Below are 26410 nucleotides of genomic sequence, written 5' to 3' on the forward strand. Positions count from 1 at the left end.
TTAACCCTTACGGGGGCCGTTCGCGCCCGGCTCCGTCGTCGCCGGCACCGCCGAACCGCCCGAGCACGGCCGCTAGTGCCGCCAGCGGGTCGCGGCGGCGATCTCCTCCGGGGCGGCGCCGTCGAACAGCGCGATCTCGCCGCGCCGGACGGCCGCGACCGTGTCCGTCACCGCCTCGCCCAGCGCGTCCCGCAGCACCGCGTCCTCCTCGAACACCGCCACCGCCTCGGCGAGCGTGCCCGGCAGCGGCCGCACGCCGCGCGCCGCGCGCTCGTCCTCCGGCAGCTCGGCCGGGTCGGTCTCGACCGGGTCCGGCAGGGCGAGCCCCGCGTCCAGCCCGGCCCGTCCCGCCACCAGCAGCGCCGCGAGCACGAGATACGGGTTCGCTGCGGCGTCGAAGCACTTGATCTCCATGTTCGCGGCGCGGTCCCGCTCGCCCTGCGCGCCGGTGACGAACCGGAGCGCCGCCTCCCGGTTCTCATGCCCCCAGCACGCGAACGCACCCGACCAGTGCGACGGGACGAGCCGCAGGTAGCTCGCCACCGACGGCGCCCCGATCGCCAGCAGCGCGGGCAGCCGGTCCAGGATCCCGGCCGCGAACGCCTGCCCCTCGACGGTCATCCCGCAGGGCCCGGTGCCGCCCGTCATCGCGTTCGCCGGGCCGTCCCCGGTGCCCTCCCGCCACAGGCTCAGGTGGACGTGCCCGCCGTTGCCGACCGCGCCCGGCACCACATTCGGGGAGAACGAGGCGTGCATGCCGTGCTCCAGCGTCACCGCCCGGATCGTCTCCCGGACCAGCACGGCGGTGTCGGCCGCGCCGACCGGGTCCTCGGGCGCCACTGACACCTCGTACTGCCCGGCCGCGTACTCGGGATGCAGCTGCTCGACCGAGACGCCCGTCCGCTCCAGCGCGACGAGCAGCGCGCGCAGGTAGCCGGCCAGCTCGCTGACGCGGGTCATCCCGTACGCCGGGCCGTAGCAGGCGGGCGTGAACTCCCCTGGGGTGGTCGACACCGTCCACTCGATCTCGAACGCCGTCCGGACCGTCCAGCCGGCGGCGGCGAGCCGGGCCGTCTCGCGGCGCAGCAGCGCCCGGGAGTCGAGGGGGTGGACGGCGCCGTCCTGGGCGTACCGGTTCGCGGGGGCGTGCGCCCACCCCGGCAGCGCCGCCAGCGGGACGAGCCGGTCCAGGTCGGGGTGCAGCCGCAGGTCGCCGACCGGGCCGCCGATGTGCCGGCCGGACACGATCGAGTCGTCCAGCAGGAACACGTCGAACACCGGCGGCATCCCGACGCCCCACGTCGCCGCGTGCTCCAGCCGCCCGACCGGGACGGTCTTGGTGCGGGTGATCCCGCTGACGTCCACCCAGGTCAGCGCGACGGCGGCGACGTCCTCCCCGGCCAGCCGGCGGGCGGCCTCGGCCGCCCGCGCGCCCAGCCGGGCGCGCTCCTGGCCGTCCAGAACGGTGTCGAAGGTCTGTTCCACGGTGCGGCTCCCGGTCATGGCATCGGACGCGGGCCTTCGGCAGGGGCGGTGCCCGCAGAATGCATCGTAGGAAGAACGCCCCGCGATTTGCGGGAAGACGCTGCGTTTCCGGGGACGTACACAGCGTGCTCGAATATCTGGAGTCGCTGCCGCTGATCGACCACCACTGCCACGGCGTGCTCGACGACGACCTGGACCGCCCGGCGTTCGAGGCGATGCTCACCGAGGCGGACACGGCCGGGCCGCCCGGAGTGAGCCTGTTCGACACGCAGGTCGGGTTCGCGCTGCGGCGCTGGTGCGCGCCCGTCCTGGACCTGGACGCGCACGCCGAGCCGGACGCCTACCTCGCGCGCCGCGCCGAGCTGGGCGCGGCGGAGGTGAACCGCCGGTTCCTCGCCGCCGCCGGGCTGGAGGCCCTGTGCGTGGACACCGGCTACACGCCGCGCGCCCTGCTGGACCCGCCCGCCCTCGGCCGGCTCGCCGGCGCGCGGGCGCACGAGATCGTCCGGCTGGAGACGGTCGCCGAGCAGGTCGCGGCGGACGGCGTGGACGCGCACGATTTCGCCGACGAGGTCCGCTCCCGGCTCGCGGCCTGCGCGCCGCGCATGGCGGGCGCCAAGTCGATCGCCGCGTACCGCGCCGGGCTGGCGCTGTCCGGGGTGCGGCCGTCGGACGCGGAGGTGACGGGCGCGGCCGGGATCCTGCTGCGCCAGGAGGAGATGCGGGTCTGCGACGAGATCCTGCACCGGTTCCTCATCTGGTGCGCGGTCGATCTCGGGCTGCCGGTGCAGTTCCACGTCGGGTACGGGGACGTCGACGCCGACCTGCGCCGCGGCGACCCGCTGCTGCTCGTCCCGCTGCTGCGGGCGATGGCCGAGGTGGGCGCCCCGGCCCTGCTGCTGCACAACTACCCGTTCCACCGGCGCGCCGGGTACCTCGCGCAGGTGCTCGCGAACGTCTACGTGGACGCGGGCCTCGCCACGCACAACCTCGGGCACCGGGCGCCCGCGCTGATCGCCGAGCTGCTGGAGCTGGCCCCGTTCGGGAAGGTGCTGTACTCCTCGGACGCGTTCGGCCTGGCCGAGCTGTACCACCTCGGCGCGCTGCTGTTCCGGCGCGGGCTCGCGGGGTTCCTCGCGGGCGGCGTCGAGGACGGCGCGTGGGCGGCGGCCGACGCCGAGCGGGTCGCGGGGCTCGTCGCGTCCGGCAACGCCCGCCGCGTCTACCGGCTGTGACACCGCGCCGGGCCGGGCAGCCGTGCGCGGGTACGCTCGGGGACGATCTTCGGGAGGTGCCCATGGCAGGACGCGAGCGGCTGCTCGTCATCGGCGGCGACGCGGCGGGGATGAGCGCCGCGTCGCAGGCGCGCCGGCGGCGCGGCCCCGGCGACCTGGACATCACCGTCCTCGAGCGCGGGCATTTCGCGTCCTATTCGGCGTGCGGCATCCCGTACTACGTCGGCGGCGTGGTCGACGACGCGGAGGAGCTGATCGCCAGGACGCCCGCCGAGTTCCGCGACCGCGGCATCGACCTGCGGTTGTGCACCGAGGCGACGGAGATCGACCTCGGCGGGGCGCGGGTGCGCGTGCGGGACGTGGACGGCGGCGCCGAGACCTGGGAGCCCTACGACCAGCTCATGATCGCGACGGGCGCGGTGCCGACCCGCCCGGAGCTGCCCGGCGCCGACGCCGGCGGCGTGCACGGCGTCCAGGTCCTCGACGACGGGATCGGCATCCGCCGCGTGCTGGAGCGCGAGAAGCCGCGCCGCGCCGTCGTCGTGGGCGGCGGCTACATCGGCCTGGAGATGGCCGAGGCGATGGTGACCCGCGGCCTGGACGTGGCGATCGTGGACGGAGCCGAGCAGCCGATGAGCACGCTCGACCCCGACATGGGCGCGCTCGTCGCGGACGCCGTCCGCGGGATCGGCGTCGACCTGCACCTCGGCGACCGGGTCGAGGGGTTCGAGACCGGGCCGGACGGGCGGGTCGCGGCGGTCCGCGCCGGGGGCCGCACGCTCCCCGCCGACCTGGTGATCCTCGGCCTCGGCGTCCGGCCCGGCAGCGACCTCGCCCGCGCCGCCGGGATCGAGACGGGCCCGACCAGCGGCATCGTCACCGACCGGCGGATGCGCACCCGGACCGAGCGGGTGTGGGCGGCGGGCGACTGCGTCGAGACCCGCCATCTCGTCTCCGGCCTGCCGGTCGCGATCGCGCTCGGCACGCACGCCAACAAGCAGGGCCGCGTCGCGGGGATCAACCTCGGCGGCGGCTACGCCACGTACCCCGGCGTGGTCGGCACCGCCGTCTCCAAGATCTGCCACGTCGAGGTCGCGCGGACCGGGCTGAACGAGCGCGAGGCGGCCGCCGCCGGGTTCGACGCGCTGAGCGTCGTGGTCGAGTCCACGACCCGCGCCGGCTACCACCCGGGCGCCACGCCGATGAAGACCAAGCTGATCGCCGAGCGCCGCTCCGGGCGGCTGCTCGGCGGGCAGATCGTCGGCGAGGAGAACGCCGCCAAGCGGATCGACGGCCTGGCCATCGCGCTGTGGAACCGGATGACCGTCGAGGAGATGACCGGCCTGGACCTCGGCTACGCGCCGCCGTTCTCGCCCGTCTGGGACCCGGTGCTGGTCGCCGCCCGCAAGGCCGCCGAACTCGTCGAGGAGGACATGCGCCGCTCCCCGTGACGCCGGCTTGATCGATCCGGTGGGGGAATGTCGGTGATCTCTCCTACGGTGCCGTCATGAGCACGACGGACACCGCGGCCGAGGCCCGCCCCGACGAGGACACCCTGGTGATGCCGGACGCGTGGCTGCGCCGGCTGCACCCCCGCCGCGACCGGCCGCACGCGTGGCCGCAGGCGCGCGTGGACGGCAAGGCGGCGGCGCGGGCGCGGGAGCTGATGGACGGTGCCCGGTCCGGTGTCGAGGAGGTGCTCGGCCTGCCCGGCACGCCGCCGGAGGTGGCCGCAGCGGCGCGCGCCTACCTGGGCGGCGAGGCCGACGCGGTCGGCGCGGCGGCGGTCGCGCTCGTCACCGCCCCGCTGCACGGGCAGCACAGGTACGGTGCGCAGAACCCGTACCTCGACGTGTGGATCGAGGAGCACGGGCTGCCGTTCGCCGCCTGCGCCTACATCGCGCTCGCGGGGCTGTGGGCCGACTTCACCATTTCCGGTTCCGCCATGGAGTGGAAAGGCGTCCGGCAGCGGACGTCCGGCGAGGGATTCTGCTGGTGGCTGCAGGAGGACACCGCGCAGCGGCTGCGGGCGATGCTCGCCGTCGCCGATGACGACGTGCACGGCGAGGCCGTGGAGCGGATGGCGCGCCACCGCGGCAGCACGCTGCAGAAGGCTGTCGCCTCCCACCTGATGCCCGAGCGGGCGGAGTGGTTCGCCGACCTGTGCGCCGACCCGCAGGGGACGCTGTCCGCGGTGGGGCAGGGGGACCGGTGGCTGCTCCTGTGCACGGTCGGGAAACGCGATCACCTCGACCTGTTCAGGCTGTCCCTCGACTACGACACCCGCAGCCCGAGCATCGTCGCCAGCCTGGTCGACGGGATCGGGCCGGACGCGGCACTGGACCTCCTGACCGGCGCGCTCGACGAGCCCTACCTCGACGGCGACGCGGCGCGGACGCTGCTCGACGCGCTGGCCGTCCTGCCGCTGGACGGCGCGTTCCAGGCGTTGCTGGACCGGCTCGACCGCAAGTACGTCAGTCCGGCGGCCCTCGCGGCGGCGCGGCGGTATCCGGCGCGGGCGCTCCGGCTGCTCGCCGCCGCGGCGAACCGGCTGGCGGTGGCGGAGCTGCTGCCGGCGTACGTCCGAGTCAATCCCGGGCTCGTCGACGAGCTGCTGCCGAGCCTGCCGGAGGACTCGCGGGCGGCGGTCGAGAAGGTCCGCGCCGCGGAGGCGCGCGTCCCGGAGGCCGATCCGGCGTCGCTGCCGCCGTTGCTGGTGGACCCGCCGTGGAACCGGCCCCGGACGAAGGCCAAGCCGGTCGTCATCAAGGACCTGCCCGCCCCCGGCACCCGCGCGATCGCGTGGCGGCCGGGGGAGCGCGAGGAGTGGACGGTCGACCTGCACCACCACTGGCGGTGGGCCGAGCGGCTGGAGTGGCCCGCGCAGGTCGCGAAGTACCGGAGCGGCGAGCTGCCCGGCCACCTGCACCCCATGCTGTTCACCGAGGCGCCGGAGGAGCTGGTCCGGCCGTTGCTGGCCGACTGGGAGCCGCCGGAACCCTGGTACGTCCAGGAGGAGTGGATGCGGGTCGTCGTCGCCCGGTTCGAGCTCGACGCGCTTCACGGCGTCCTGCTCGCGGCGCGCCGGGACCCGGCGAACATCGGCACGGTCCTGCTGCCGTTCGTCGGCGACGAGATCGCCCGGCTGATGGCGGACTGGCTCGTCCGCCTCAAGCAGGCGGGCCGCACGGCGCGCGCCTGGTTCACCCGGCACGGCGTCGCGGCCGTCCCGGCGCTGCTGCCCGGCGCGCTCGGCAAGGCGGGGGCGGAGCGGCGGGCCGCCGAGGCCGCGCTCCGGTTCGTCGCGTCCCGGCACGGCGCCGACGGCATCGTGGACGCGGCGCGCGCGCACGGCGACAAGGCCGCCGACGCGATCGAGGCGCTGCTCGCCGTCGACCCGCTGGACATCCTGCCCGCGAAGATCCCGGTGGTGGGCGACTGGGCGGACGTCCGGATGCTGCCGCAGATCCTGCTCCGCGGCCGCGAGCGCGCGCTTCCCGACGCGGCGGCCGCGCACGTCCTGACGATGCTGGCCATGTCGAAGCCCGGCGAGGTCTACGCGGGCGTCGACGCCGTCCGCGAGGTGTGCGACGAGGCGTCGCTGGCCGAGTTCGGATGGGCGCTGCTCCGGCGCTGGGAGGCCGAGGGCGGGCCGTCCAAGGAGGGCTGGGCGCTGACGCAGCTCGGATGGCTCGGCGACGACGACACCGTCCGCCGGCTCACCCCCGTCATCCGCGCCTGGCCCGGCGACGGCGGCCACGCCAAGGCGGTGACCGGCCTGGCGGTCCTCGCCGAGATCGGCACCGACGTCGCGCTGATGCACCTGCACTCGATCGCGCAGAAGGTGAAGTTCAAGGGGCTCCGGACGCGCGCCCAGGAGAAGATCGCGGAGGTCGCGGCCGGGCTGGAGCTGACCGCCGAGCAGCTCGCCGACCGGCTCGTCCCCGACTTCGGCCTCGACGCCGCCGGGACGATGACGCTCGACTACGGCCCGCGCCGCTTCGTCGTCGGGTTCGACGAGCAGCTCAAGCCCTACGTCGCCGACGAGGACGGCAAGCGCCGCAAGGCCCTGCCCAAGCCCGGCGCCAAGGACGACCCGCAGCTCGCGCCCGCCGCGTACAAGGCGTTCTCCGCGCTGAAGAAGGACGTCCGGACCGTCGCCGCCGACCTGATCACCCGCCTGGAGACGGCGATGGTGCGCAACCGCCGCTGGACCCTCACCGAGTTCCGGGAGCTGCTCGCCGGGCACCCGCTGGTCCGGCACCTCGTCCGGCGGCTGGTGTGGATCGCCGTCGAGGAGGACCAGTACAAGAGCATCACGTTCCGCGTCGCCGAGGACGGCACCTTCGCGGACGCGCACGACACCGCCCTGGACCTGCCCGAGACGGTCGTGGTCGGCGTCGTGCACCCCGTCCACCTCGCCGGGACGGACCTGGTCGCCGCGTGGTCGGAGGTGTTCGCCGACTACGAGATCCTGCAGCCGTTCCCGCAGCTCGGACGCCAGGTGCACGAGCTGACCGACGAGGAGGGCAAGAGCGGCCACCTCGCCCGGTTCGAGGGCGCGACCGTCCCGGCCGGCCGGATGCTCGGGCTGACCAAGCGCGGCTGGGAGCGCGGAGCGCCGCAGGACGCGGGCGTGGAGTGCTGGATCTCCCGTCCCGCCGGGCCGGGCCGGCACGTCGTCATCGACCTCGACCCGGGCATCGCCGTCGGCGCCCCGGACACGCTCGGCGACCAGACGCTGCGGCAGGTGTGCCTGTGCCGCCGCCAGGACGAGCTGTGGATGGGCCGCGGGAACCCGCTGCCGTTCGGCGAGCTCGACCCGGTCACCGCGTCCGAGGTCATCGCCGATCTGACCGCGCTCACCGCCGACGCCCGCTGAGCGGGCCCCTTGAGAGGAAACGCCGTGAAGGACGCGCCGCCCGCCGCGCTGCCCGCGAACCTGGTCGACCCGCCGTGGCTGCGCAAGCCGGCCGCGCCGAGGGCCGCGGCCGGGGGCACCGTCGTCCCCGGCCTCGAACCGCCGGGCGGCCGGCGCGTCGTCTGGGCGCCCGGCGAGCGCGCGGAGTGGGCGGCGGCCCGCCCCTACGGCGGGCCCTGGGCGGACGGCGACTGGGAACGGGAGGCCGAGGAGGTCCGCGACGGGTCGATGTACCTGCCGAGCCAGGCGGGGTTCCTGGCGAGCGCGCCCGAGCACATCGCCCGCCCGCTGCTGGCCACCTGGGAACCCCGCAAGGTGACCTGGGATTTCGCCCATTCGCTGAAGCCGATCGTCGCGCGTTTCGAGGACGCGGCGTGGGACGTGTCGGTCCGCATGGCGAAGGCGAACCCGCACGGGACCGGGCCCGTCCTGCTGCCGTTCCTCGGCGCGGACGTCGCCCGGCTGATGGCCGACTGGCTCTACCGGCTCAAGTCGGCGCGGCATCTCGCCCGCACCTGGTTCGCCCGGCACGGTCTCGAGGCCGTCCCGTACCTGGTGCCGGACGCGCTCGGTAAGCGCGTCGGCCCGCGCCGCAACGCGCTCCACGCGCTGCGGACCATCGAGGGCGACGTCGTGGAGGCGGCCCGCGTGCACGGCGACGAGGCCGCGCATGCCGTCGCGGCCCTGCTCGCGGACGAGCCGGAGCAGGCCGAACCCGCCCAAGCGGCAGAAGCCGCCGGACCTTCCCCGCTGGCTGCAAGGTCCGCAAGACCCTCCCCAAGCCCGGCGCCAAGGACGACCCGGCCCTCGCGCCGGACGCCCACCGGCGGTTCACCGAGCTGAAGAAGGACGTCCGCGCCGTCGCGTCCGTGCAGATCGCCCGGCTGGAGACCGCGATGGTCGAGGGCCGCACCTGGACGCCCGCCGAGTTCGCGGCGTTCCTCGTCCGGCACCCGCTGATGCGGCACATCGCGCGCCGCCTGGTCTGGACGTCCGGCGGCACCGCGTTCCGGCTCGCCGAGGACCGCACCCCCGCCGACGTCCACGACGACGCCTTCGACGTCGTGGACGATGTGCGGATCGCCCACCCGCTACTGCTCGGCGACGCCGTGGCCGCCTGGGCGGAGGTGTTCGCCGACTATGAGATCGTCCAGCCGTTCCCGCAGCTCGCCCGGCCCGTGTTCACCCTCGCCGACGGCGCGGGCCGCGACGGCACCCTCGCCCGCTTCGAAGGGGCGCGCGTGCCCACGGGGAGGATCCTCGGCCTGACCCGGACGGGCTGGGAGCGCGGCGCCGCGCTCGACGGCGGCGTCCAGCACTGGATCTCCCGCCCCGCCGGCCCCCACCACGTCGTGGTCGACCTCGACCCCGGGATCGCGGTCGGCTACGTCGACCTGAACCCCGAGCAGACGGTGGAGCACGTCCGGATCGCGCCCGCACCCGGCGAGTACGGGGCCGCGTCCCCGGTCGAGAACGGCTTCGCCGCCGTCGACCCGGTCCTGCTGTCAGAGATCCTCGCCGACCTCGCGAGCCTCGGCTGACGCCGCGTCCAGGGCGGCGAGGACGTCGGAGACGAGGTCGCCGGGGTTCTCCACCCCGACCGAGAACCGCACGAACCCAGGTGCGACGGCGTCGCCGCCCCAGCGTCCCCGCCGCTCGGCGGAACTGTGCACGGAACCGAAACTCGTCGCCTGGTTGACCAGCCGCATCGCGCCGAGGAAACGCTCCGCGAACGCCTCGTCCGGCAACGTGAAGGAGACGACGCACCCGAACCGCCGCATCTGCTTCGACGCGACCTCGTGCGACGGGTCGTCCGGCAATCCCGGATACCGCAGCCCGGCGACCTCCGGCCGCTTTCTCAACGCCTCGGCCAGCGCCAGCGCATTGGCGTCCTGCCGGTCCAGCCGCAATTCCAGAGTCGCCAACGAACGGTGCGCCAGCCACGCCTCCATCGGCCCCGGAATGGCGCCGACCGTCTTGCGCCACAGCCGCACGCTCTCCGCCAGCGCCGCGTCCCGCGTCGCGACATGCCCGAGCAGCAGGTCACCGTGCCCGGTCAGCGCCTTGGTGTCGCTCGCCACCGAGAAGTCCGCGCCCAGGTCCAGCGGACGCTGCCCGAGCGGTGTCGCGAGCGTGTTGTCGACCGCGACCAGCGCGCCCGCCTCGTGCGCCGCCTCCACCAGCCGTGCGATGTCGCACACGTCCAGATTCGGATTGGACGGCGTCTCCACCCACACCAGCCGGGCCCCGTCGAGCAGCTCCATCTGCGCGTCGCCCGCCGTCGGCCCCATCCGCACGACCGCCCCGTACGATTCGAGCCGCTCCTTCAGCGCCCGCGTCGTCTGGTAGCAGTCGTCCGGCAGCACGACCACGTCACCGGACCGCACCTGCGACAGCAGGACCGCCGCGATCGCCGCCATTCCCGACGAGAACGAGACGACCTCGGCGCCATCCTCCAGCTCCCCGATCGCCGCTTCCAGCAGCGTCCACGTCGGATTGGTGTCCCGCCCGTACGTGTAAGGCCCCACCGCCTCGCCCGGCAGATGGAAATACGCCGCGAAGACCGGCCCCGGCAAGGTCGGCGCGTACTTCCTCGCGGGCGGCCTCCCGGCCCCCACCGCCAGCGTCCCGTCCCCAACCTCACGCGTCACACGTCCTCCTCTTCACCGCCACCATCCTCGTTGAGTTGTGGGGGGGGGGGGGGGGGGGGGGGGGGGGGGGGGGGGGGCGGGGGCCGCCCCCCCCCCCCCCCCCCCCCCCCCCCCCCACAACTCAACGGAAGGCGGGGGCGGGGCTGGCGTCGGTTCGGCGCGCTGGCCGGTGCGGTCGCGCTCGTTCCGCTGGTCGGGCCGGTGGGGCTGCTCTTGGCGCCGGTCGGCCTGGTCGCGCTGCGGGGCTGCCCGTCCTGCTGGTTCATGGCGCTCGCGGAGACCCTGTCGCGGGGACGGCTGGAACGCTCGTGCGCGGACGGCGTGTGCGGTGTGTCCGTGGCCGCGCGGCCGGCCCCGGCGCGCGACTCGGCCAGAGAGCTCGAGGGGGCGCCGAACTGACCGCGGCGGCCGCGCGGAAATGTCGGAGCGCCGCCCTACGCTGGCGGCGCCGACATTTCCGATCTTGGGGTGGCCCGCCGGGACGCTCCTCTACCGTGAGGCGACATGGACGATCTCCCCCCGCTGCCGGACGAGGACGCCCTGACGCTTCCGGCCGCCTGGCGCCGCAGGCTGCACCCGAGACGCGGCGGGCTCCCCGGCCCGGCCTTCCCGGTCGACGGAGCGGCACCCGCGAGGGCGCGCGCGCTGGTGGAGAAGCCCGGCGGCCCCGTGGCGGCGATCGCCCCGGACGAGAGCGGCGCCCCGGACCTCGCGGAGGCCGCCCTGCGGCACCTGGCCGGGGAGCCCGGCCCGGCGGGCGCGGCGGCCGCCGCGGCCGTGGCCGTCCTGGACTTCACGCTGCGGAGGGCCGACGCCCCCTACGAGACCTTCATCGACTCCTGGGTCAGGCTCGGGCTGTCCACCGACCAGCTCGCCGACCGGATCGTCCCGGCGTTCGGGCTGGACTGCGACGGCACCATGACGCTCGACTACGGCCCGCGCCGCTTCACCGTCGGCTTCGACGAGGCACTCAGGCCGGTCGTCGCCGACGAGGCCGGCAAGGCCCGCAAATCCCTGCCGAAGCCCGGCGCGAAGGACGACCCGGCCCTCGCGCCGGCCGCGTACCGGACGTTCGCCGACCTGAAGAAGGACGTCCGCGCCGTCGCCGCCGACCTGCTGCGCCGCCTGGAGGACGCGATGGTCGCGCAGCGCCGCTGGACTCCCGCCGAGTTCGGCGAGCACATCGTCGGCCACCCCCTCGTCCGGCACGTCGCGCGCCGGCTCGTCTGGTTCGCGCAGGACGGCGACGCCGCCACCCCGTTCCGGATCGCCGAGGACCGCACCTACGCCGACGTCGGCGACGACCTCGTCGACGTGCCCGAGCACGCCGCCATCGGCCTCGCGCACCCCGTCCGGCTCGGCGACGCGCTCGGCGCGTGGTCCGAGGTGTTCGCCGACTACGAGATCCTCCAGCCGTTCCCGCAGCTCGGCCGCGCCGTCCACGCGCTCGCGGACGCCGAGCGCGACGGCGACCGGCTGGAGAGGTTCGAGCACCTGAAGGTGCCGCTCGGCACGGTGCTGGGCCTCACCGGCCGCGGCTGGGAGATCGGTGCGCCGCAGGACGGGGGCGTCCAGCGGTGGATCTCCCGCCGGGCCCCCCGGGGACCGGTACGTCGTCATCGACCTGGACCCCGGCCTGTACGCCGGCGAGCTCGCCGCGTCCGGCGATGTCCAGACCCTCGAGTACGTCTGGCTCGGCGCGGAGGCCACCGACCACCGGTACCGCTCCTCCGGGGACGCCCCGCCGCGCTTCGGCGACCTCGACGACGTCACCGCGTCCGAGATCCTCGCCGACCTCGCCCGCCTCACCGAAGCCGCCGTCTGACCCCGGAACGGACACCATGCCCGACACGACCGCAGACCACCAGAGACCGCCCGCCGAGGTGCGATTCGCCGACGAGCTGGAACGGCTCCGCGAGCACGACGACGGGCCGCGCCCGCCCGGCTGGGCGCTGAGCCTGACCGGCGCGCGCCGGTTCATCGTCGGTGACGACGCGCTCGGCGTGGCCCGCAAGTTCGTCGGGGACACCGCGCTCATCGACCGCGCCCTGGTGACCCTCGCCACGAGCCGCGGCCTGATGCTGGTCGGCGAGCCGGGCACCGCGAAGTCGCTGCTGTCGGAGCTGATCGCGGCGGCGGTGTCCGGGGCGTCCACGCTGACGATCCAGGGCGGCGCCGCCACGACCGAGGACCAGATCCGCTACTCGTGGAACTACGCGCTGCTGGTGTCGGAGGGCCCGTCGACGCGGTCGCTGGTGCCGGCGCCGCTGCTGACCGGGATGGCCGAGGGGAAGGTCGTCCGGTTCGAGGAGATCACCCGCTGCCCGCTGGAGGTGCAGGACTCGCTGCTGTCGCCGCTGTCCGACCGCGTCCTCGCGATCCCCGAGCTGTCCGGGCCGGAGTCGATGGTGTTCGCGCGCGAGGGGTTCAACGTGATCGCGACCGCGAACACCCGCGACCGCGGCGTCAACGAGATGAGCGCCGCGCTGAAGCGGCGGTTCAACTTCGAGACGGTGTTCCCCATCCCCGACTTCGCGACCGAGCTGGACCTGGTCGAGCGGGAGGCGGCGCGGCTGCTGGAGCGCAGCGGCGTCGGCGTCGCGCCGCGCCGGGACGTCCTGGAGGTCCTGGTCACCACGTTCCGGGAGCTGCGGAACGCCACCACCGAGGAGGGTCGGCCGATGGACCGGCTGTCGGCCGTGATGAGCACCGCGGAGGCGGTGTCGGTCGCGCACGCCGTCGGCGTGCGGGGCTGGTTCCTGCGCGGCGAGGCGGGCGGCGCCGCCGACATCGTCGAGTGCCTCGCCGGGACGGCCGCCAAGGACAGCCCGGACGACCTGACCCGGCTGCGCCGCTACCTGGAGCAGCAGGCGCCGCGGCGCGACGGCGAGCAGTGGAGGGCGCTGCACGCCGCCCGGCACCGGCTGCCCGGCTGATGGCCGTCACGTTCATCGGCGTCCGGCACCACAGCCCGGCGTGCGCGCGGCTCGTCCGCGACACGATCGCGCGGCTGCGGCCCGCGTACGTGCTGGTCGAGGGCCCCGCCGACGTCAACGGGCGGCTCGACGAGCTGCTCCTCGGCCACGCCCCGCCGATCGCGATCTACAGCTTCTACCGGGACGGCGAGCGGGTCCACTCCTCGTGGTCGCCGTTCTGCGACTACTCGCCGGAATGGACGGCGCTCAACGCGGGCCGGGCCGCCGGCGCGGAGCTGCGGTTCATCGACCTGCCCGCCTGGCATCCCGCGTTCGCCGAGCGCGGCAACCGGTACGCCGACGCCGAGCGCCGCTACGCCGACGCGACCGAGCGGCTGTGCCGGGAGTTCGCCGTCGACAACACCGACGTGCTGTGGGACCACCTCTTCGAGATCGACGCCGACCACCTGCCCGCCCGGCTCGACGCGTACTTCGACCTGGTGCGCGGCGAGGCGGAGCCGGGCCCCGACGACTCCGCGCGCGAGGCGTACATGGCCGCGTGGGTCCGCGCGGCGCACGCCGACGCTGATGACCGGCCGGTCGTCGTGGTGACCGGCGGGTTCCACAAGCCCGCGCTGGAGGCCCTCGCCCGCACCGGCGGCACCGGGTGGCCCGAGGTCCCCGCGCCGGGCGCGGACGCGATGGGCGGCAGCTTCCTCGTCCCGTACTCGTTCCGGCGGCTCGACGCGTTCACCGGCTACCAGTCCGGGATGCCGTCGCCGGAGTACTACCAGCGGCTCTGGGAGGACGGCCCGGACGGCGCCGCCGCCGCGCTCACCGAGAGGGTCGTGACCCGGCTGCGCGAGCGCAGGCAGGTGGTGTCGACCGCCGACCTGATCGCCGCGCGGACCCTCACCGAGGGCCTCACCCGGCTGCGCGGGCACCGCTCGCCCGCCCGCACCGACCTGCTCGACGGCCTGGTGTCCGCGCTGGTCGGCGAGGACCTCGACCAGCGGCTGCCGTGGACGGCGCGCGGCCCCCTCGCGCCGGGCGCGCACCCCGCCGTCGCCGAGATGGTGGCGGCGCTGAGCGGGGACCGCGTCGGCCGCCTGCACCCCGGCACCCCCGCGCCGCCGCTCGTCCACGACGCCGCCGCCGAACTGGAGCGGCTCGGCCTCGCGGCCGGCGGCCGGATCGCGGTGAAGCTGACCACCGCGCGGGGCCTGGAGCGCAGCCGCGCGCTGCACCGGCTGCGCGTGCTGGGCATCCCCGGCGTCGCGCGCGAGTCGGGCCCGGCGACCGGCGCCGACCCCGTCCTGGAGGAGGTCTGGCACCTCGACCCGTCCGACCCGGGCGGCGCCCGGCTCGCCGCGCTGATCGAGGCGGGCGCGTACGGGCCGACCCTCGGCGACGCCGCCGCAGCGGCCCTCGACGAGCGGACCGCCGCCGCGGGCGACGACATGGAGCGGCTCGCCGAGTCGCTGTTCGACGCGGCGCTGTGCGGCTGCGCCGGGCAGTCCGGCCGCATCGCCGCGTCCCTCGCCGCCGGGGTCGCGGGCGCGTCCGACCTCGGCGCGCTCGGCCGCGCGCTGGACGTCGTCCTCGGCCTGTGGCGGCACGACCACGTGCTCGGCACCGCCCGCAGCCCGCTGTTCGGCACCGTCATCGAGGAGTGCACGCAGCGGATCCTGTGGCTCGCCGAGGGGATCCGCGGCGGCCCGGCGCCCGCCGACCGCGCCCGGCTGCGGGCGCTCGCGGCGGCCCGCGACGCGCTGCTGCACGCCGCCGGGACGCTGCGCGTCGACCGGGACGCGGCGCTCGGCGTCGCCCGCCGCGTCGCCGCCGCCCCCGACGTCCCGCCCGACCTGCGCGGCGCCGGGTTCGGCCTCGCGAGGGCGCTCGGCGACACCGCCGACCCCGCCCGCGCGGTGCGCGGCGCCGCCGGGCCGCGGGTGTTCGGCGACTGGCTCGCCGGGCTGTTCGCGCTGGCCAGGCAGGAGGTCCTCGACCCCGGCGGGACCGTCCTCGCCGTCCTGGACGAGATGGTCGGCGCGCTCACCGACGAGGACTTCCTCATCGCGCTGCCCGCGCTGCGGCAGGCGTTCGAGTACTTCCCGCCGCGCGAGCGCGAGACGATCGCCGAGCGGCTGCTGGCCCGCCGCGGCCTGCGCGGGTCCGCGCGCTCGCTGCTGCGCGCCCCCCGCGACCCCCTCGTCATCGCCGAAGCGCGCGCCCTGGAGGAGCGCGTCGACCGCGCCCTCGACGCCGCCGGACTCACCGGAGGACGACCGTGACCTCACCCGGGACCCCGCCCGAGACGCCCGCCGGGGACCTGGAGCGCTGGCGGCTGATCCTCGGCGCGCCCGCCGGCGGCGCCACCGGGCCGCTCGGCGGCGACGCCGCCGCCCGCGACCGCGCCCTCGACTGGCTCTACGGCCGCGACCCCGACCTCGCGCGCCGCGGCGTCCGCCGCGGCGCCGGCTCCGGGGCCGGCGGCACCGGCGACCGATCCGGCGACCGGACCGGCGGCGACGGGCCGTCCGCGCTCACCACCGTCGACTGGCTGGACGACGTGCACCGGCTGTTCCCCAAGGAGACCATCGAGCGGCTCGAACGCGACGCCGTCGAGCGCTACGAGATCCACGACATCGTCACCGACCCGGCCGTGCTGGAGCGGATCGAGCCGGACCGGTCGCTGCTGCGTGCCGTCATGCGCACCAAGCACCTGATGAACCCGGAGGTCCTCGCGCTCGCGCGGCGAATCGTCGAGGCCGTGGTGCGGGAGCTGATGGACAAGCTCGCGACGGAGGTCAGGCAGGCGTTCCACGGCACCCGGTCGCGGCGCCCCAGTCGCATCCGCAACTCCCGCAACTTCGACTTCCGCGCGACGATCCGCGCCAACCTCGCGCACTACCGCCCCGACGAGCGCCGCCTCTACATCGAGCAGCCGCGGTTCGTGTCGCGGACGCGGCGGCACGTCGAGCAGTGGCAGATGATCCTGCTGGTCGACCAGTCCGGCTCGATGCTCGACTCGGTGATCCACTCGGCGGTCACCGCCGCCTGCCTGTGGGGGCTGCCGGGCCTGAAGACCCACCTCGTCGCGTTCGACACCGCCGTCGTGGACCTGACGTCCGACGTCACCGACCCGGTGGAGCTGCTGATGAAGGTGCAGCTCGGCGGCGGCACCGACATCGCCCGCGCGGTCGCCTACGGCGCCGGGCTGGTCGACAACCCGCGCCGCGCGATCGTCGCCGTCATCAGCGACTTCTACGAGGGCGGCGACCCCGGACGGCTCGTCCGGGAGGTGCGGAAGCTCGTCGAGCAGGGCACCTGCGTGCTCGGCCTCGCCGCGCTGGACGAGGAGGCGAACCCGGCGTTCGACCGCGACATGGGGAGCCGGCTGGCCGCGGTGGGCGCGCACGTCGGCGCGATGACGCCCGGCCGGCTCGCCGAGTTCGTCGCGGAGAGGATCGGGTCGTGACGCGCGCCGACCTGCTCGCGCTGACCCCGGACGCGCTCGCCGCCCTCGCCAACCGCGGGTTGGTCAAGCGCGCCGCGAAGGACCTGGACGCGGGCGACGGCCCGGAGATCACCGTCGCGCCGGACGGCGGCGTCGAGGGCCGCTACCCGGGCGGGGTCACGGCCGCGCTGCCCGCGGGCGCCGGACTGGAGGCCGCGACCTGCACCTGCGCCGCGACCGGGACGTGCCGCCACCAGATCTGCCTCGTCCTGGCCTACCAGCGCGACGCCGCCACCGGCACCGCCCCGGACGCGGACGCCGCCGAGCCCGCCCCCGCCGAGGTCACCGACTGGTCGCCCGGATCGCTCGACGACGACGCGCTCGCCGCCGTCCTCGGCCGCCGCGCCCTCACCGCCGCCCGCCGCACGCACCGCGCCGGGTACTCCGCCGCGATCCACCGGCCGACGCCGGACGACCCCGTCGCCCGCGTCGAGCTGCAGACCTGCACCGTCCGGTTCCTGGTGCCGGGCGAGCTCGGCTACGTGCACACCGACGCGGTCGCGTCCGTCCGCGGCGAGATGACCGTGCTGGCCGCCTGGGCGTTCCGCGCCGCCGACGAGCGCGGCCTGACCGGCTCCGACGTCCGGCTCGACGTCGGCGGCGACGGGACGAGCGGGCAGGAAAAGGCCGGGAACGCCTCCGGCGGGCTCGCCGCGGCCGTCCGCCTCGTGGACCAGGTGCTCCTGGAGGGCGCCGTGCACGCCGGGCCCGTCCTCGCCACCGCGCTGCGCCGCACCGCCGCCGAGCTAGCCGCGCGGAACCTGCACTGGCCCGCCGGCGCCGTCGACGACCTCGCCGGGCAGCTCGCCGCCTACCACGACCGCGACGCTGCGCACGACCCGGCGCGGTTCGCCGCGCTCATCGCCGAGGTGCACGCGCGGCACCGCGCGTCCGCCGCCGGCGGCACCCGCTCGCAGGTGCTCGGCACCGACGAGTCCGCCGAGACGCCGCTGCGCCGCGTCCGGCTCGCCGCGCTCGGCTGCCGCGTCGGCGGTACGGACCTGGTCCGCACCGCCGACGTGTTCCTCGCGCACGCCGGCACCGGCGTCGTCCTGGTGCTCAAGCGGCGCTGGAACGTCCCGGACGGCGAGGCGCTCACCGGCGCCGACCTCGCCGGACGCCGCATCCTCGGGTCCCCGCTGCGCGCGCTCGCCGCCGCGAACGTGGTGTCCGAGAGCGCCTCCCGCAGCGCCGGACGGGTCGTCCGCGTCGCCGCCGGGCGGATCGCCAAGACGACCGTCACCCCGCTCGGCAACGCCTGGGAGGGGCTGCCCGCCGGGCTGCTCGTCCGCGACCTGAAGCGCGAGGAGCGGGCGCTGGACGTGCTGCCGCCCCGGCTGATCCGGCCGCGGGTGGAGGCCGAGCTGGTGCGCGCGGTCGAGATCGCCGAGGTGCGGGACGTCGGCTACCACCCCGGCGCGCAGCGCCTCGAGGCGCTGGTCGCGGACGCTTCGGGCGCGACGGCCGTCGTGTCCGCCGAGCACGGCGCGTACCGGCCGGGCGCGCTCGACGCGCTCGCCGCGGCGCTGGCCGACGCGCCCCGCATGGTGGCCGGCGCCGTCCGCCGCGACCGGGGCGGGCTCGTCATCGACCCGTTCGCCGTGCTGACGGCGTCGGGACCCGTCGTCCCCGACCTGGCGCCGGGCGACGGCGCCGCCGTGCTGGACGGCCCGTCCGCCGCCGCGCCCGACCCGCTCGGCGACGCCGTCCGGGCCGGGCTCGACGTCTGCGCCGAGGCCGCGCACCGCGGCCTGCTGCACGCCGCGCCCGGCCTGCGCGACCGGATCGCCCGCACCGGCGAGGACCTGGCGCGCATCGGCCTGCGCGCCGCCGGCGCCACGCTCGCCGACCTCGCCGGGACGGTCGGCTCCGACGACCCGGACCGCATCGCGGAGGCCTGGGCCACCGCGCACATCCGCCTGCTGGCGACCGCCGAACTCCGCTGACGGGATGCACGGGCCCGGGCGGGCGCGGCGGCGCCCGTCACGCCCGGCAGGTCAGGGGACGGCCGCCGTTGTAGTCGACCATCTCCTGCAGGGCCGTGGCGGCGTCGATCTCGCCGCCCGGCTCCAGGCCGTCCAGCTCGGCGTAGGCGCGGTGCAGGTTGCCGACGATGCGCTCGGAGTCGGTCAGCTCCGCGTACGCGCCGAGGTCGGCCTCCCGCGCCGCCTCCAGCGGCGACAGCCCGGCGGCCTTGCCGTCCGCCGCCGTCGCCTGCAGGAACCGCAGGTAGCCGAGGACGCGGCCGATCAGCTCCGGGCCCGCGACGGGGCCGTGGCCCGGGACGATCACCGCCGCGTCCAGCGGCGCGACGACCTCCTCCAGCACCGCGATCGCGCCCGCCACCGACCCCTGCAGGACGAACGGGGTGCCGCCGTTGAACAGCAGGTCGCCGCAGAACAGCACGCGGCGCTCCGGGAGCCACACGATCGAGTCGTTGGTGGTGTGCGCGGCGGTGCCGACGTGCCGGACCTCGCAGCGCAGGTTCCCGGCCCACAGCGTCACGCCGTCGGTGTAGGTGAGGAACGGCGGCTCGACCTCGACGCCGCCCCACTCGACCTTCGTCCAGAACGGCTCGTCGAACGGCTCGCCCCACGCGAGCGCGCTCTCGCGGGTCCGTTCGTGGCCGACGATCGTCGCGCCGGAGAACAGGTAGTTGCCGAAGGTGTGGTCGCCGTGGTGGTGGGTGTTCACCAGCGTCCGGACGGGCCGGTCGGTGACGGTCCGGATCGCGTCCAGGTAGGCGCGGGTGCGGCGCTCGGTCGAGCACGCGTCGACGCTGATCACGCCCCGCTCGGCGGCGACGAAGCCGGTGTTGTTGATCCACCAGGTGCCGTCGGGCTGGACGTAGGCGAACACGCCGTCCGACACCTCCTCGAGGCGGGGCTCGCCGGGGCCGTCGCGTCCGGGCACGTCGCTCATGTGTCCTCCAGGTCCTCGGACGTACCCTACGAGGATTCACGCGGCCCGGTCGATGCGGACCGTCTCGATCCACCGGGGCGGGTCGGGCGCGCCGTCGCCGACCAGCGCGGCGATCAGCCGGCACGACGGCGACTCGGCGGGCCACGGCGTGTACCCGTCGGTGAGGACGATCACGACCTGCGGCCGGTCGCGGTCCGCGAGCGCCCGCTCGATCCCGACCCGCATGTCGGTGCCGCCGCCCCCGCCGAGCTCGACCTGCCCGGCGGACGCCACCCGCGACACCGCCTGTACGTCGGCGTCGCAGGCCAGGACGCTCACCCGGTTCCCCCGGACGCCGACCTCCCGCAGTACCCCGGTGACCTCCGCGAGCGCCGCCGCGAGCTCGCCGTCCCCCATCGACCCGGACGTGTCGATCACGATCGCGACGCGGGGCAGCGGGCGGCGCAGGCTCGGCAGCACGGCCCCGCGCAGTGCCGGGGTGCGGCGCGACGGCCGCCGGTAGGTGTAGTCGACGGCGCCGCCCGCCCACGCGACCGCCTCCCGCACCGCGCCCGCCAGCATCCGCCGCCAGTCCACGACCGGTTCGAGGACCTGGTCGGCCCACCGCCGCCACCCGCCCGGCAGGCTTCCGCGCGCCCGCTGGTGCGCGCGCATCGCCTCCGCGGTCGCGCGCCGCAGCGCCTCCGCCTCGGTCGCGCGGACCGACGGCGCGCCCGCCCCGTCCAGGTCCCACGGCATCGGCACGCCGTGCGCGCCCGACCCGCAGTCGTGGTGCGGCTGCGCCGGGACGCCCTTCAGGTACTCCTCGAACATCCGCCCCTCGGGCAGCCCGAAGTCGCGGGGATGCACCCGGCCGGCGGGCAGCGGCAGCCCGTCGGCGAGCAGGTCGTCGTTGATCTCGCAGTCCTCCGCGATGTTGACCCGCCCGTGGTCGCGCTGGTCGGCGGCCGGCAGCCGGGACGCGCGGCCGTGGTGGTCGCGCAGCAGGTGCGCCGCCTCGTGGATCCACACGCCCGCCAGCTCCTCGACCGGCGTGGCGTCCACGAACGCGGGGGAGACGTAGCACCGCCAGTGCCGGTCGACGCCCATCGTCGGCACGCGGTCGCTCGGCACGACCGTCAGCGAGTACAGCGCGGACGCCAGGTAGGGCCGGTCGCCGGCGGCCTTGTAGCGGGCGGCGAGCAGCTTCGTCCGGTCCAGCACGGCGGTCACGCGCTCGGCAGCGCGCCGGACAGCCGCAGGATGTCGAGGAACGCGTCGATCCCCGGCGGCACCGGCCAGCGGACGTCCCGCAGCGCCGCGAGGTCGGCCGCGGCGCGCGCCGCCACGTCCGGGACGCCCGCGTCGACCGCCTTCGCCAGCACCTCCCAGCCCGCCTCCCACCGCCGGCGGGTGCAGTCGCTCTGCACCGAGGACACCACCGCGGTCAGGAACGCCAGCTGCCGGTCGCCGCGCTCGGGCAGCGCGAACGCCTTCGGGTCGGCCAGCACCCGGTCGGGGTCGGGCAGGTCCAGCTCCTCCAGGTAGGAGAGCAGCTCGATGCCCGCGCCGTCGCCGATCGCGCCGACCACCGCGGCGGCCACCGCGTCCTGCCCGGCGCCCGTCGCGTACCCGGTGGCGAGCAGCCGCAGCGCCATCTCCCAGCTGCGCGGCGACGGCCACGCGCCGCCGCGCGCCTCGGCGTCCTCCGGCAGGTGGTGCGCCAGGCCCGGACGCGCCGTGAGGAAACCGGACACGGCGCCGCGCGCGCGGGCGATCGCGGCGGGCGCCTTCGTCCCGTCCACCACCGGGACGGTCAGCTCCGGCCACGTGCCCGCCATCCCGCGCGCCACCGTGCGCGGGTCGTGCGTCCAGCGCAGGTGGACGAACCGGTTCGCCAGCGGCGGCGACAGGTGCCAGCCGTCCGCCGCGCTCGCCGGCGGGTTCGCCGCCGCGACGACCCGGACCGGCTCCGGCAGCCGCAGGCTGCCGACCCGCCGCTCCAGCACGACCCGCAGCAGCGCCGCCTGCACCGCGGGCGGCGCCGAGGACAGCTCGTCGAAGAACACGATGCCGCGGCCCGCCGACGCGAGCCGCACCGCCCAGTCCGGCGGCGCCATCGGCACCCCGGTCGCGGCCGGGTCGTCGCCGATGACCGGCAGCCCGGCGAAGTCGGACGGCTCGTGCACGCTGGCGATCACCGTCTCCAGCGGCACCCCGAGGCCCTCCGCGAGCCGCTCCATGCCCGCGGACTTGCCGATGCCCGGCTCGCCCCACAGCAGCACCGGGATGTTCGCCGACACCGCCAGCGCCAGCGCCTCCAGCTGCACGCTGCGCGCCGGCTCGGCCCGCCATGCGGCGGCCCGCCGGTTCAGCTCGTCCGCCGCGTCCAGCGGCCCCGTCACGGTCTCGGTGGTCACAGCACGAACTCCAGATCCTCGCGTTTCGCTCGCTCGATCGCCTTCGGCAGGGTGTCCGGACGCCCGGCCGCCCGCGCGGCGCCGTCCGGTGTCCGCGGGCTCGCACCCGCGTCCAGCAGCGCCCGCACGAAGGCGGGCGAGCCGTGGTTCAGCACGGCGACCAGGACCGGCGTGAGCCCCTCGCAGTCGGTCGCGTCGAGATCCAGGCCGGCGTCCAGCAGGCGCGGCAGCAGCACCTCGTGGTCCATCGCGTAGAGGGCGTGCAGCAGCGTCCAGCGGCGCCCGTCGCGGACGCGCGGGTCGAGCCCCGCGTCCAGCAGCCGCAGGACGCCTTCGGTGTCGCCGTGCGCCGCCCGCAGGAACACCTCCCGGCGGTGCGCGCGGAGCGCGCGCGGCAGCCACCCCGTTCCCGTTCGCCAGGTCCGGTGGGCGACGAAACAGCCGTTCACGGTGCCGCCGAACGCCCCGAGCGCCTGCTCGCGGCGCCGCTCCTCATCGGCGTGCGGGATCCGCAGGCCGCCGTCGCCGGAGCGGACGAGGTGCCACTCGCCCTGGCAGCGCACCCGGACCGGCGGCGGCAGCCGCGCGTCCGGCGGCCCGGCCGGACGGTCCGGGGCCGGGCGCGCCGGGAACAGCGCCGACCGCACGAGCGGATGCAGCTCGTCCGGCGCGACCAGCCCGGCGCGCAGCAGGGCGAGGTCGGGAAGGGCGTGCCAGCAGCCCGGGGACGGGCGGCGCCGCCTGGACTCCTCGGGGGTCGCCACCCACAGCAGCGGGCGCCGGTGCCGTCCGCCCGCCTCCACGTGCAGCCCGAAGCGGTGATCGGGCAGGCGGACCGACAGCGACGCGGTGCCGCCGCCGGTCACGCGCTCGATCTGGTGCGCGAGCATCGGCGCGCAGCCGGCCAGCAGGGCGAGCCGGGACCAGGTCTGCCGCTCGGTCGGGCGCCCGCCGGGCCGCTGCTCCACGATCACGCCGATGCCGGCGGCGGCGAACGCGGCGGCGATGGCCTCGTCGCCGCCGTCCGGCCGCTCGGCGAGCAGCGCGGACCGCTCGCTGCGGGCCGCGCGGTCACCCGCCTCCAGGTGGGATGGGGGCAGGTCGGATGCGGGCAGGTCGGCGGGGTCGCGGGGCGTGCCGTCGGCGGCGAAGAACGGCGCGCGGACGTCGCCCCCGTAGTGGCCGAGCAGCCCGCGGTGGTGCCGGTCGTCGAACAGGTACGGCACGACCGACCAGTCCGCCCACTCCCGGACCGCGACACCGAACTCCAGGGTCAGCCGCTGCGGTGCCGACGGCGAGGGCGGCGCCGTGACGCTGAGCGCCGGGACCGGGCCGCGCGGGGACGTCCCGTACCGCGCGAGGACCACCCGGAACCCGGAGGTGAGCGCGGTGAGGCCGCCGCGGTCGGTCACGTCCCGGGGCAGGTGCCAGTGCAGCAGGTCGGGGACGAGGTGGCGCAGATCCTTCTCGAGCCGCGCGCGGACGTCCGCGCCGAACTCGCGGCCCGCGTCAGCCAGATCGAACGCGACGTCGACGTTCGCCGCCGCGCAGGCGCCCCGCCAGTCCCCGGCCGCCCGCCGCTCGGCGGCGCGCTCGATCCACCCGCGCGGGACCGCGAGCCGGCGGACCTGGCGCCATGCCCGCAGCGACGAGGGGAACGACGGGTCTCGGCGTGGGCGCGTCAACGGTAGACGCTCGCGATCGCGTGCACGTCGGGGTGCGGGCGGCCCGCCGGACGCAGCCGCTGCGCGAACGCGCGCTTCACCTTGCGCGGGACGCCGGGGCCGAGTCCCACGTACTCCAGCCGGCTGTCCGCGCCGACGCCCGCCAGCAGCGTCTTCGCGCCGCGCCCGGTGACACCGGTGTGGCTCAGCCCGAGCCGGCGCAGCGGGCTGCCGGGCAGCGCCGCCGCGAGCGCCGCCGCGCCCTCGTCGCCGGTGGCGTTCGGCGGCGCGCCGAGCGCCCGCTCCGACGGCGGGCGGCTCAGGTCGAGCGCCTCGATCGCGTCCAGCGCCCCGGCCAGCGACCGCGCGCCGGCCGGCCCGACGCCGTTCCCGCCGAGCCCGAACCGGACGGGCCGCCCCGCCCGCGCAGCCGCCGACGCCAGGACGGCGGCGCCGCCGTCGCCGAGGTGGTTGGCGGGCGCGTACAGCTCGCGGACGCCCGCGTCGCGGACCAGCGCGGCCAGCAGGTCCGCCGCGTCCGGCCCGATGCCGTTCCCGCCGAGGAACAGCCGCTCCAGCGGCGCGTCCCGGGCGACGAGCGCGTCGAGCAGCGCCCGCAGACCCTCCTTACCGAGACCGGTGTTGACCAGGTCGAGCGTCCGGATCGCCGCGTTGCGCCGCAGCATCGCGGCGAGCGCCCGCGCGCCCGCGTCGCCGACCGGGTTGCGCTTCAGCCACAGCGCCCGCACCTCGCCGTCGGACGCGAGCCGGTCCGCGAGCGCCGCCGCGCCCTCGCCGTCGATGCGGTTGCAGCCGAGGTAGAGCGTCCGGACGCCGTGGCCCGGCGCCAGCGCGGCGGCGATCGTCCGCGCGCCCTCGACGCCCATCGCGTTCGTCCCGAGCAGCAGGTGCACCGCGTGCGGCGACGCGACCGCCGCCGGGACGAGCCGCGCCACGCCCGCCGCGCCCAGCCCCTGCTTGCACAGGTCCACCCGGCCGTCGCCGCGCAGCGTCCCGACCGGGAACGCCTCGTCGCCGCCGACCGGCGCCGCGTCGGCGAGCCGCGCCAGCAGCGGTGCGAGCGCGGCCGGGTCGGCGGGCGGCACGTCCGGGTGCTCGATCGCCGGGCAGCGTACGGGGGTCGGCTCCATGCTGTTCACCACTCCACCGGTCGGTAGTCCTTCAGGAACACGCCGGACAGCCGCTCGCCGCCGACGCCCCGCACGACCGGGTCGTACACCCGGGCCGCGCCGTCGATCACGTCCAGCGGCGGCCGGAACCCGGCGGCGAACTGCGCGAGCTTGCCGGGGTGCGGCCGCTCGTCGGTCACCCAGCCGGTGTCCACGCTGGTCATGTGGACGCCCGCCGCCGCGTAGTCGGCGGCGGACGTGCGGGTCATCATGTTGAGCGCCGCCTTCGCCATGTTCGTGTGCGGGTGGCGGACGGTCTTGTGCTCGCGGGAGAAGCTGCCCTCCATCGCCGACACCTGCACCACGTACCGGTCGGGGAACGGCGACGCCTCCAGCAGCCCGCGCAGCCGCGAGGTCAGCAGGAACGGCGCGAACGCGTTCACCATCTGGACCTCCAGCCACTCGGCCGGGTCGACCTCGTGCAGCCGCAGCGTCCAGCTGTTGCGGTCGCGCAGGTCGAGGGGCTGCCCGGTCTCGTCGGTGAGCCCCGCGGGGAACAGCGCGTCGTCCCGCACCGCGAGCGCCGCCGCCGGGCCCGCCTCGAGCTCGGCCCGGCCGCCCTCGGCGATGTCGACGCGCGCCGCCGCGCCGGACAGCGGCAGCGCCTCCGCCGCGCGGACCTCGCGGTGGTAGGCGGGCGGCCGCCGGACGGTCTGCGCCGCGTTGTTCACCAGGACGTCCAGGTGGTCGAACCGGGCGTGCACCGCGTCCAGCAGCCCCGCGACGCCCGGCAGGTCCAGCAGGTCGACGCCGTGGACGTGCAGCCGCGGCAGCCAGTCGGCGGAGTCGGGCACGGCCGCGAACCGGCGCGCCGCGTCGCGCGGGAACCGGGTGGTGACCAGCACCTCCGCGCCGTCCCGCAGCATCTTCAGCGCCACCTGGAAGCCGATCTTGATCCGGCCGCCGGTGACCAGCGCGCGCCGCCCGCGCAGGTCGCAGCGGGCGTGCCGGCGCGCCAGGTTCTCCGCCGCGCACGGCGGGCACATCAGGTGGTAGTCGGGGTGCACGTCCCGGTAGGGCGCCTTGCAGACGTAGCAGGTCCGCGCCCGCGACAGCACCCGCCCGGACACGGGCCCGGCCGGCGCGGGCTCGGGATCGGCGCCGGGGTTCTGGTCCTGGAACCGGGTGGCGGCGGCCATCGCGTCGAGGTCCTCGGCGCGCCGCCGCGTCCTGCGGGCGGCTTTGCGCGCCTTCTTGCCGGACCGGTGCAGTTGCGACGCCGCCTCGTGCACGGCCCGCCAGCGCGGATCGTCCGGATCGGTGGCCCGCGCGCGCTCCAGCAGCCGGAGGCAGGCCTCGACCTCCTCGGGGCGGGGCGCCTCGTCCTCGACCGGCGGTCGCGGCTCCCCGGCTCGCGCAACGGCCGTCACTGCACTCCCTCGCCCCCCGGTCAGACGACTAAGGGTGGAGCTGGCCGGATTCGAACCGGCGTCCTCCAACTTGCATGGTTGGTGCGCCGACCACTGCGCTACAGCCCCACCACCGGCAGCGTAACGGAACCATCCTGG

The 26410-nt window shown here is 76.4% G+C and carries 18 protein-coding genes, 1 tRNA gene and 1 pseudogene; 11 read left to right on the forward strand and 9 right to left on the reverse strand.

What is annotated here, in order from left to right; all coding sequences use genetic code 11:
• Positions 1–72: 72 nt before the first annotated feature.
• Positions 73–1485, reverse strand: a complete 1413-nt coding sequence (locus F8568_RS11650; RefSeq protein ID WP_202124803.1) for a glutamine synthetase family protein — start codon at positions 1483–1485, stop codon at positions 73–75.
• Between the two features lie 125 nt (positions 1486–1610).
• On the opposite strand from F8568_RS11650, the gene F8568_RS11655 reads away from it, so the two are divergent.
• The 5 genes and pseudogenes from F8568_RS11655 to F8568_RS11675 form a co-directional block, all read left to right on the forward strand.
• The gene (locus F8568_RS11655) at positions 1611–2720 is read left to right on the forward strand and encodes an amidohydrolase family protein (protein WP_328600822.1); all 1110 of its coding nucleotides are present in this window, start codon (positions 1611–1613) and stop codon (positions 2718–2720) included.
• 62 nt (positions 2721–2782) lie between these two features.
• Positions 2783–4171, forward strand: a complete 1389-nt coding sequence (locus F8568_RS11660) for an FAD-dependent oxidoreductase (RefSeq protein WP_151593538.1) — start codon at positions 2783–2785, stop codon at positions 4169–4171.
• Between the two features lie 56 nt (positions 4172–4227).
• On the forward strand, positions 4228–7602 hold the full coding sequence (locus F8568_RS11665; protein WP_151593539.1) for a DUF4132 domain-containing protein: 3375 nt from the start codon (positions 4228–4230) through the stop codon (positions 7600–7602).
• Positions 7603–7626: 24 nt separating this feature from the next.
• Positions 7627–8484, forward strand: coding sequence for a hypothetical protein (locus F8568_RS11670; RefSeq protein WP_151593540.1), 858 nt, complete (start codon positions 7627–7629; stop codon positions 8482–8484).
• Positions 8460–9182, forward strand: a pseudogene (locus F8568_RS11675) (DUF4132 domain-containing protein); the annotation flags it as partial. The gene F8568_RS11670 and the pseudogene F8568_RS11675, both read left to right, overlap by 25 nt.
• Here the strand turns inward: F8568_RS11675 and F8568_RS11680 are convergent.
• On the reverse strand, positions 9147–10292 hold the full coding sequence (locus tag F8568_RS11680; protein ID WP_151593542.1) for a cystathionine gamma-lyase: 1146 nt from the start codon (positions 10290–10292) through the stop codon (positions 9147–9149). The pseudogene F8568_RS11675 and the gene F8568_RS11680 overlap by 36 nt on opposite strands.
• A gap of 201 nt (positions 10293–10493) precedes the next feature.
• On the opposite strand from F8568_RS11680, the gene F8568_RS46725 reads away from it, so the two are divergent.
• The 6 genes from F8568_RS46725 to F8568_RS11705 all read left to right on the forward strand — a co-directional run bounded on the left by F8568_RS46725 (position 10494) and on the right by F8568_RS11705 (position 18673).
• Entirely contained in the window at positions 10494–10691 is a 198-nt protein-coding gene (locus tag F8568_RS46725) for a hypothetical protein (protein WP_202124804.1), read from the forward strand.
• A gap of 105 nt (positions 10692–10796) precedes the next feature.
• Complete coding sequence (locus F8568_RS11685) at positions 10797–12248, forward strand: DUF4132 domain-containing protein (RefSeq protein ID WP_202124805.1); 1452 nt, start codon at positions 10797–10799, stop codon at positions 12246–12248.
• The gene (locus F8568_RS11690; RefSeq protein ID WP_328600823.1) at positions 12176–13228 is read left to right on the forward strand and encodes an ATP-binding protein; all 1053 of its coding nucleotides are present in this window, start codon (positions 12176–12178) and stop codon (positions 13226–13228) included. The genes F8568_RS11685 and F8568_RS11690 overlap by 73 nt, the downstream gene beginning before the upstream one ends.
• On the forward strand, positions 13228–15501 hold the full coding sequence (locus F8568_RS11695) for a DUF5682 family protein (protein WP_151593545.1): 2274 nt from the start codon (positions 13228–13230) through the stop codon (positions 15499–15501). The genes F8568_RS11690 and F8568_RS11695 overlap by 1 nt, the downstream gene beginning before the upstream one ends.
• Positions 15498–16688, forward strand: a complete 1191-nt coding sequence (locus F8568_RS50300) for a VWA domain-containing protein (RefSeq protein ID WP_202124806.1) — start codon at positions 15498–15500, stop codon at positions 16686–16688. The genes F8568_RS11695 and F8568_RS50300 overlap by 4 nt, the downstream gene beginning before the upstream one ends.
• A complete protein-coding gene (locus F8568_RS11705; protein ID WP_151593546.1) occupies positions 16685–18673 on the forward strand; it encodes a hypothetical protein in 1989 nt (662 codons plus the stop codon). Before F8568_RS50300 ends, F8568_RS11705 begins: the two co-directional genes overlap by 4 nt.
• A 37-nt stretch (positions 18674–18710) precedes the next feature.
• Here F8568_RS11705 and F8568_RS11710 read toward each other — a convergent pair whose 3' ends face one another.
• From F8568_RS11710 to F8568_RS11740, 7 genes are all read right to left on the reverse strand, one after another.
• Positions 18711–19649: an MBL fold metallo-hydrolase gene (locus tag F8568_RS11710; RefSeq protein ID WP_151593547.1), complete on the reverse strand. Its 939-nt coding sequence runs from the start codon at positions 19647–19649 to the stop codon at positions 18711–18713.
• 36 nt (positions 19650–19685) lie between these two features.
• Positions 19686–20861 (reverse strand): vWA domain-containing protein, encoded by a 1176-nt coding sequence (locus tag F8568_RS11715; protein ID WP_151593548.1) that lies wholly within the window; start codon positions 20859–20861, stop codon positions 19686–19688.
• Positions 20858–22048 carry an AAA family ATPase gene (locus F8568_RS11720; protein ID WP_328600824.1) on the reverse strand — a complete coding sequence of 397 codons (1191 nt, stop codon included), beginning with the start codon at positions 22046–22048 and terminating at the stop codon, positions 20858–20860. The genes F8568_RS11715 and F8568_RS11720 overlap by 4 nt, the downstream gene beginning before the upstream one ends.
• Positions 22045–23733 (reverse strand): ankyrin repeat domain-containing protein, encoded by a 1689-nt coding sequence (locus tag F8568_RS11725; RefSeq protein ID WP_151593549.1) that lies wholly within the window; start codon positions 23731–23733, stop codon positions 22045–22047. The genes F8568_RS11720 and F8568_RS11725 overlap by 4 nt, the downstream gene beginning before the upstream one ends.
• Entirely contained in the window at positions 23730–24863 is a 1134-nt protein-coding gene (locus tag F8568_RS11730; protein WP_151593550.1) for a leucine-rich repeat domain-containing protein, read from the reverse strand. The genes F8568_RS11725 and F8568_RS11730 overlap by 4 nt, the downstream gene beginning before the upstream one ends.
• A 5-nt stretch (positions 24864–24868) precedes the next feature.
• Positions 24869–26272 carry an SDR family NAD(P)-dependent oxidoreductase gene (locus F8568_RS48010; protein ID WP_151593551.1) on the reverse strand — a complete coding sequence of 468 codons (1404 nt, stop codon included), beginning with the start codon at positions 26270–26272 and terminating at the stop codon, positions 24869–24871.
• Between the two features lie 35 nt (positions 26273–26307).
• Positions 26308–26380, reverse strand: a tRNA-Ala gene (locus F8568_RS11740).
• Between the last annotated feature and the right edge of the window lie 30 nt (positions 26381–26410).

The organism is Actinomadura physcomitrii, assembly GCF_008923205.2.
GTDB classification, from domain to species: domain Bacteria; phylum Actinomycetota; class Actinomycetes; order Streptosporangiales; family Streptosporangiaceae; genus Spirillospora; species Spirillospora physcomitrii.